Source organism: Pseudomonas silensiensis (assembly GCF_050434865.1).
Taxonomy (GTDB): Bacteria; Pseudomonadota; Gammaproteobacteria; order Pseudomonadales; family Pseudomonadaceae; genus Aquipseudomonas; species Aquipseudomonas fluorescens_W.
The window spans coordinates 19609-27218 of record NZ_JBNDJH010000044.1 but is presented as its reverse complement, the minus strand read 5'-3'; the positions used below and the strand labels follow the sequence as shown (position 1 = coordinate 27218).

Annotated in this window: 7 protein-coding genes; 2 read left to right on the top strand and 5 right to left on the bottom strand. The window is 58.9% G+C overall.

All coding sequences use genetic code 11. The features are described 5' to 3' along the window. Positions 1-136: 136 nt before the first annotated feature. From QF010_RS33755 to QF010_RS33745, 3 genes are all read right to left on the bottom strand, one after another. Positions 137-892 (bottom strand): DeoR/GlpR family transcriptional regulator, encoded by a 756-nt coding sequence (locus tag QF010_RS33755; protein ID WP_007916700.1) that lies wholly within the window; start codon positions 890-892, stop codon positions 137-139. Positions 893-977: 85 nt separating this feature from the next. Next, a complete protein-coding gene (glpK, locus tag QF010_RS33750) occupies positions 978-2483 on the bottom strand; it encodes a glycerol kinase GlpK (protein ID WP_033057460.1) in 1506 nt (501 codons plus the stop codon). 75 nt (positions 2484-2558) lie between these two features. Next, positions 2559-3410 carry an MIP/aquaporin family protein gene (locus QF010_RS33745; RefSeq protein ID WP_033057462.1) on the bottom strand — a complete coding sequence of 284 codons (852 nt, stop codon included), beginning with the start codon at positions 3408-3410 and terminating at the stop codon, positions 2559-2561. A gap of 370 nt (positions 3411-3780) precedes the next feature. Between QF010_RS33745 and ybaK the strand changes: the two genes are divergently transcribed. Beyond that, positions 3781-4251, top strand: coding sequence for a Cys-tRNA(Pro) deacylase (ybaK, locus tag QF010_RS33740; protein ID WP_007971306.1), 471 nt, complete (start codon positions 3781-3783; stop codon positions 4249-4251). Between the two features lie 106 nt (positions 4252-4357). Next, positions 4358-5140 carry a PhzF family phenazine biosynthesis protein gene (locus tag QF010_RS33735; protein ID WP_033057463.1) on the top strand — a complete coding sequence of 261 codons (783 nt, stop codon included), beginning with the start codon at positions 4358-4360 and terminating at the stop codon, positions 5138-5140. A 51-nt stretch (positions 5141-5191) separates the two neighbouring features. On the opposite strand, the gene QF010_RS33730 is transcribed toward QF010_RS33735, so the two are convergent. After that, complete coding sequence (locus tag QF010_RS33730; protein WP_033057464.1) at positions 5192-6301, bottom strand: ABC transporter ATP-binding protein; 1110 nt, start codon at positions 6299-6301, stop codon at positions 5192-5194. Continuing rightward, positions 6298-7218 carry an ornithine carbamoyltransferase gene (gene argF, locus QF010_RS33725; protein ID WP_033057465.1) on the bottom strand — a complete coding sequence of 307 codons (921 nt, stop codon included), beginning with the start codon at positions 7216-7218 and terminating at the stop codon, positions 6298-6300. Before argF ends, QF010_RS33730 begins: the two co-directional genes overlap by 4 nt. Positions 7219-7610 lie beyond the last annotated feature (392 nt).

The window sequence follows — 7610 nt, the reverse complement described above, 5'->3', positions numbered from 1 at the left end:
TTTTCCAACATAACAGGGGGTGTGGTGGGTGGTGGGGCGTGGGGGGGGCGGCCCCTGGCTGGCCGGCGACGGCGTACTCACGGCCGCCTTCGCCGGCAAGCCTGGCTCCTACGAGGTTGTTTAACCGCCTTCGCGGTTAAACAACCTCCAGCCGAATCTTGTGCTGACTCAACAACTGCGCCAACGCCGGCACAGGTTGCTGATCGGTGACCAGGCAATCAATCAAGCTGATCGGCCCCAGGCGAATCATGGCGTTGCGTCCGAATTTGCTGGAGTCAGCCGCGAGGATGACCTGTCGGGCATTGGCGATGATCGCCTGGGACACCCGAACTTCCTGATAGTCGAAGTCCAGCAGACTGCCGTCTTCATCGATACCGCTGATGCCGACCAGGGCGAAATCAACCTTGAACTGGTTAATGAAGTCGACGCTGGCCTGACCGACCACGCCGCCGTCACGCCGCACGTTGCCACCGGTCAGCAGGACATCGAAGTCGTCCTTGGCGCTGAGCATCGAAGCCACATGCAGGTTGTTGGTGATGATCTTCAGGTGATTGTGATTGAGCAACGCCCGGGCGATGGATTCGGTGGTGGTGCCGATATTGATGAACAGCGAGGCGTGATCGGGGATTTGAGCCGCAATGGCTTCACCGATACGCTGCTTTTCATCGCGCATCTGATCGGCACGCATGGCGTAGGCGGTGTTTTCGACACTGGAATCGTAGGCTGCGCCGCCATGGTAGCGACGCAACAAATTAGCTTCCGCGAGCTGATTGATGTCGCGGCGGATGGTTTGCGGTGTAACGACGAACAGCGTAGCCATTTCCTCGATGCTGACATAGCCGCGTTCGCGGACCAGTTCGAGGATTTGCTGCTGACGGGGAGGCAGATTCATGGGGCTTCCTTTGGGCTGCCGTGCAAAATTTGCCCATGATGCCGCAGGAATCTGCTCCCTACCAGTTACGAGTACTCAGCTTGGCTTATTCAGCGCCTTCATGCGGTTCCCAGTCGCGGGTGCGGCTGACGGCTTTTTTCCAGCCGGCGTAGAGTTTTTCCTTCGCGGTTTCGTCCAGGGTCGGTTCGAATTCGCGCTCGATCACAGCCTTGCCGCGCAACTCATCCAGGCTGCCCCAGAAGCCACACGCCAGACCGGCCAGGTAAGCGGCGCCCAGTGCAGTGGTTTCGCGCATTTGCGGACGCTCGACCTGAGTGCCGAGGATGTCGGCCTGAAACTGCATCAGGAAGTTGTTCGCGACTGCGCCGCCGTCCACTCGCAGGGATTTCAAGCGTTCGCCGGAATCCTGTTGCATGGCGTCCAGAACGTCGCGGGTCTGATAGGCAATCGACTCCAGGGCTGCACGAATGATGTGATCCACGCGTACGCCGCGAGTCAGGCCAAACAATGCACCGCGGGCATACGGGTCCCAGTACGGTGCGCCCAGGCCGGTAAAGGCTGGCACCAGGTACACGCCGTTGCTGTCCTTGACCTTGTTGGCGAAGTATTCGGTGTCGTGGGCGTCGTTGATGATCTTCAGTTCGTCACGCAGCCACTGAACAGTCGAACCGCCGTTGAACACAGCACCTTCCAGCGCGTAAGCCACTTCGCCGCGCGGGCCGCAGGCGATGGTGGTCAACATGCCGTGCTTGGACTTCACCGCTTTGTCGCCGGTGTTCATCAGCAGGAAGCAGCCGGTGCCGTAGGTGTTTTTCGCCTGGCCTGGCTCAACGCACATCTGGCCGAAAAGGGCTGCTTGCTGGTCACCCGCGATACCGCCGATGGCGATGCCGCTTTTGGTGTGGCCGTAGATTTCGGACGAGGATTTAACTTCCGGCAGCATCTCGCGCGGAATATCCAGCACCTCCAGCATCTTCGCGTCCCACTCCAGCGTGTGGATGTTGAAGAGCATGGTGCGCGAGGCGTTGGTGTAGTCGGTGACGTGCACTTTGCCGCCGGTAAATTTCCAGATCAGCCAGCTGTCGATGGTGCCGAACAACAGCTCGCCTTTGCGCGCACGTTCGCGGCTGCCTTCGACGTTGTCGAGGATCCACTTGAGCTTGGTGCCAGAGAAGTACGGGTCGGTGACCAGGCCGGTGGTGTCGCTGATGTATTGCTCATGGCCGTCGCGCTTGAGCTGCTGGCAGATCTCGGTGCTGCGGCGGCACTGCCAGACGATCGCGTTGTAGATCGGGCGGCCGGTGGTCTTGTCCCAGACCACGGTGGTTTCGCGCTGGTTGGTGATGCCGATGGCGGCGACCTGGTCGTGATGCAGGCCGGCTTGAGCCAGGGCCTCGACCATCACGGCGCTTTGGGTCGCGAAGATTTCCATCGGGTCGTGTTCGACCCAACCGGCTTGCGGGTAATGCTGTGCGAATTCGCGTTGGGCGGTGCAGACCACGTTCGCATCGCGGTCGAAAATGATCGCGCGGGAGCTGGTCGTACCCTGATCGAGGGCAATGATGTAGTTCTTATTCTGAGTGTCGGTCATGTCGATTGCCTTGGACGAAAAAAGGGAGTGAGGTCCGGCGCGTGATCTGATGGGCAGGATCACACGCCAACGGTATCAAGAAGTTCTTGGTTTGCCGTCAATGGCCGGTGCAGCGTCCTGTGTAGCAGTCAGGGCGCTGGGCAGATGACGGGCAATCAGCCCGCGATAAGCTGCAGCACCGAGGCAGGCACCGACAATCGGTGCAAAAATCGGAATCAGGAAATACGGGATATCGCGCCCGCCGGTGAAGGAAATTTCACCCCAGCCAGCGAAGAAAGTCATCAGTTTAGGACCGAAGTCGCGCGCCGGGTTCATCGCAAAACCGGTCAGCGGCCCCATTGAACTGCCAATCACGGCAATCAGCAGGCCGATCAGCAGCGGAGCGAGCGGACCCTTTGGCAAGCCATTGTTGTCGTCGGTCAGGGACATGATCACGCCCATCAGGATGGCGGTGATGATCACCTCAACCAGGAAGGCTTGTGCCGTGGTCAGGGCCGGGTTGGGGAAGGTGGAGAACACCGACGCCAATTCGAGGCTGGCCTGAGTACCACGAACCATATGGTGAGTTTGTTCGTAATCGAAGAATAAGTTGCTGTACAGCGTGTAAACCAACAACGCTCCACAGAAGGCACCAGCGATCTGGGCGAGAATATAGAACGGCAGTTTGCGCTTTTCGAAGTCAGCGAAAATGCTCAGGGCAATGCTGACGGCGGGATTGAGATGAGCCCCGGAAACGCCGGCGGTCAAGTAGATCGCCATGCTCACGCCGACCCCCCAGATGATGCTGATTTCCCAAAGGCCGAAGCTGGCACCCGCGACCTTGAGCGCGGCAACACAACCTGTACCAAAAAATATCAGCAGCGCAGTGCCCAAAAATTCGGCCATGCATTGGCTTGAGAGCGACGGTTGTTGTAAAGCAGTTGTCATTGAAAACCTCGTTTTTGTTGTTGTCTGGCGCTTTTTCCTCAGGGACAAAGCGCGATTTTCACCGAGGCAGGATCCCCATCCTGTTCTCGGCCTACTGCTGGGTGCTGCGATAGGAACATTCGTACAGTATTCAGATTCGAAAAAATATAGACAAGAAACGCTGCTGTCAAAGGTCGAAAGTGAACCGTCAGTCACAATCGAACTATTAGTCACATGAATGACCGCATCGTTCACGCGTCAGGCTGAAGGTGGACGAACGGCATAAGGCGCCGCCAAGCCTTTGAAATAGCGCCGCAATAGAGCCATTTGTCGATCAATGGCCTAGAATCCAGCGCAGTATTTTTCTTCTGCCGCCAAGCCTGGAGCTGTCATGACCCCCGCATTGGATTTGTTGAAAAAAGTTCGTGCCGAACATCGCGTGCACAGTTACGAACATGATCCGAAGGCAGCGTCCTACGGGCTGGAGGCCGCGGAGAAGCTGGGACTGGATCCGGCGCAGGTGTTCAAGACCTTGCTGGCGGCCAGCGAAAAAGGTGAATTGTTGGTGGCCGTGGTGCCGGTCGTCGGAAGTCTGGACTTGAAAGGCCTGGCGCATGCTGCGGGCGTGAAAAAAGTCGAAATGGCCGATCCTGCCGCTGCGCAACGATCCACCGGCTACCTGTTGGGCGGGATCAGCCCGCTGGGACAGAAAAAGCGCTTGCGCACCTTTATCGATAATTCGGCTCAGCCCTTTGCCAGCATTTTTGTCAGCGCGGGGCGGCGTGGGCTGGAAGTCGAATTGGCACCCGCGGTGCTGGCCGAACATACCCAAGCGAAATTCGCTGATATCGGCCGCGCCTGACGAGGGCTCCCGGTCTGGCGCTGTATGGTGGAAATGTAAAGACTCTGTTACTGGTGCCGGGTTGCCGGGAGCTTCATGCTCCGTGACCTGACAAAGGGAGAAGGTTATGCAGCTTGAGTTTCATCAGGTCGATGCGTTCAGTGATCGGCCGTTCAGTGGCAACCCGGCGATGGTCTATCGCCTCGATGCCTGGCTTGCCGATGAGTTGATGCAGAAGATCGCCGCCGAGCACAACCTCGCCGAAACTGCTTTCGTGGTGCGCGAAGGGCAGGGCTGGCGCATCCGCTGGTTTACCCCGACCACCGAAGTGCCATTGTGCGGTCATGCGACCCTGGCCAGCGCTTATGTTCTGTTTGAAATCTATAAAGAGCCGGTCGAGCGGCTGGACTTTATCTGCAAGTCCGGCCCGCTAAGCGTGAGTCGTGAGGGTGAGCGCTTGTGGCTGGATTTCCCGGCGCTCATTCCGTCGGAAGTGGGCGTGACCCTGGATGTCGAGCGCGCGCTGGGTGTGGAAGCGGTTGATGTGCTGGGGGCTAACGAGTTGTTCGTGGTGCTGGAATCCGAGCAGGCGGTGCTCGAATGTCAGCCGGACATGGCGGCATTGGCGAAACTGCCGTGGCCAGGAGCAATTGTCACAGCCAGGGGCAGCCAGCATGATTTTGTTTCCCGCTACTTCGCACCGGCGATCGGCATCAACGAAGACCCGGTGACGGGTTCCACCCATTGCAGCCTGATTCCGTACTGGTCGAAACGTTTGGGCAAGTCAAGCCTGACGGCTTGCCAGCGCTCAGCTCGAGGCGGGGAGTTGTTCTGTCGGCTGGAAGGGGATCGGGTGAAAATCGGCGGGAATGCGACGCTCGTTGCAAGCGGCACGCTAATGCTCAGTTAAACGAACACCCAATGTGGGAGCAAGCTAGCTCCCACATTTTATTGCGTGTGCTTAGTGGGCGCTGCTATAGCGGCGGACACCGGATTCTACGACCGGAATCTGCGCCGCCGTACTGCCCGACGCCTGAAACAGCACCAGGTGTTCAGCCGCGACACGAATGCCGACCTCTGAACCCACCTGATGATCGGCATGGCTTGGGAAAATCGATTCCAGCTGCGCGCCGGTCGGCAACTGCAAGCGATACAACGTGGACGCACCCTGGAAAGACTTGCCGACAATCCGCGCCTTCAACGTGCTGTCTGGTGCATAAACGATATCGTCCGGACGCAGCAATACATCCACCGCACCGCCAACCGGCCAGGTGTAGGCACGATTACCGCGTAACTCACCCAGTTCGGTCTGCACCGACTCGGGGCTGCTCAGCTGACCGCGGATGAAATAACCCTGGCCAATGAAGCTGGCCACAAACGGCGTCAGCGGTTCGTGATACAGGTTGTAAGGCGTGTCCCACTGCTCCAGGCGACCCTCCTTGAAAACCCCCACGTGGTCACTCACCGCGAAGGCCTCTTCCTGGTCGTGGGTCACCAGAATCGCGCTGGTGCCACGGGCCTTGAGGATATCGCGCACCTCATGGCTGAGCTTGCGTCGCAGCTCGCCATCAAGGTTGGAAAAGGGTTCGTCGAGCAGCAGCAGTTGAGGTTCCGGCGCCAACGCGCGGGCCAGTGCGACGCGCTGCTGTTGACCACCGGACAGCTCATGCGGGAAGCGTTTGCCGAGGTTTTTCAGGTTGACCAGTTCCAGCAACTCTTCGGTGACGCGATCCTTTTGCGGATGCTTGCGGATCCCGAAGGCGATGTTCTCGGCCACGCTCAAGTGCGGAAACAGTGCGTAATCCTGGAACACCATGCCGATCCGGCGTTTCTCCGGAGCAAGGGTGAAACCGGCGCGGGAGATGGTCTCGCCCGCCAACTGGATTTCACCTTCGTGTACCGGTTCGAAACCGGCAATCGCCCGCAGCGTGGTGGTTTTGCCGCAACCCGAAGAGCCCAGCAGGCAACCGATGTCGCCGGCATTCAAATGCAGGTTGAGGTTCTGCACGACGCGCTGGTCTTGGTAGCCGCAGGCGAGGTTGCGCAGGTTCAGCAGTAATGGATGGCTCATGCGTGGTGGTACGCCGGTTCGACGAGAAACTCGAGCAGGGCCTTTTGTGCGTGAAGACGGTTTTCGGCTTGATCCCATGCGACGGAGCGCGGGTCATCGAGCAGGTCGACGCTGATTTCCTCGCCACGGTGGGCCGGCAGGCAGTGCATGAACAGCACGTCCGGTGCGGCCAGGTCGAGCAGGGCGCGGTTGACCTGGAATGGCGCGAACAGCTTCAGGCGCTTGGCGGTTTCCTCTTCCTGGCCCATGGAGGTCCAGACGTCGGTGCTGACCAGGTGGGCGCCGCGTACGGCCTCCTTCGGATCACGGACGATGGTGACCCGATCGCCGGCCTTGGCCACGAATTCAGGGTTGGGTTCAAAGCCTTCCGGGCACGCGACGCGCAACTGGAAGTCGAACTGGATCGCCGCTTCTATATAGCTGTTGCACATGTTGTTGCCGTCGCCGATCCAGGCCACGGTTTTGCCCTGGATCGAGCCGCGGTGTTCGAGGAACGTCTGCATGTCGGCCAGCAACTGGCACGGGTGCAGGTCATCGGACAGGCCGTTGATCAGCGGGACGCGCGAATTGGCGGCGAACTCAGTCAGTGTGCTGTGGGAAAACGTACGGATCATCACCGCATCGAGCATGCTCGACATGACAATGGCGGCGTCGCCGATCGGCTCGCCACGGCCCAGTTGGGTGTCGCGCGGCGACAGGAAGATCGCCTGGCCACCGAGCTGGATCATGCCGGCTTCGAACGAAATACGGGTGCGGGTCGAGGACTTCTCGAAAATCATCCCGAGCACGCGGTTTTTCAGAGGCTCGAACAGTACGCCGCGGTTACGCAGGTCTTTGAGCTCAACGCCTCGACGGATCACGCTGACCAGCTCTTCGGGCGTGCAATCCATCAGGGAGAGAAAGTGCCTTGCGCTCATCATTGACTACCTTTTTGCAACAGACCGCAGATACTCAAAGCCTTGTTTAACTGAAAAACGGGCGAGACCTGCGGCGTAAGCCGCACGGGGCGACGAAATAGGGGAAGGCGCGATCTTATAATTAAATGTCGCGTCTTACCAATAGGGCTACGGTTTTTAGGGGATTTCAGAGGGGCTACGGGATGACCGCAGTAGCGCTTTTGAAGCCTGTTTCCTGACAGCAGCCTGTCATTTGTACACTGGGGTCGCGGGACTTTGCAATCAAACGGGGCGGGGAAGGCGTAGCAACGGTCGGTTTCTGACCTGTCATTCGAAACATTTGTACTCAGGATGGCGGGGTGTGTCTGGTCTGAAACATTTGCTAATGCAAAGTGGCGGGTTATAACTAACGT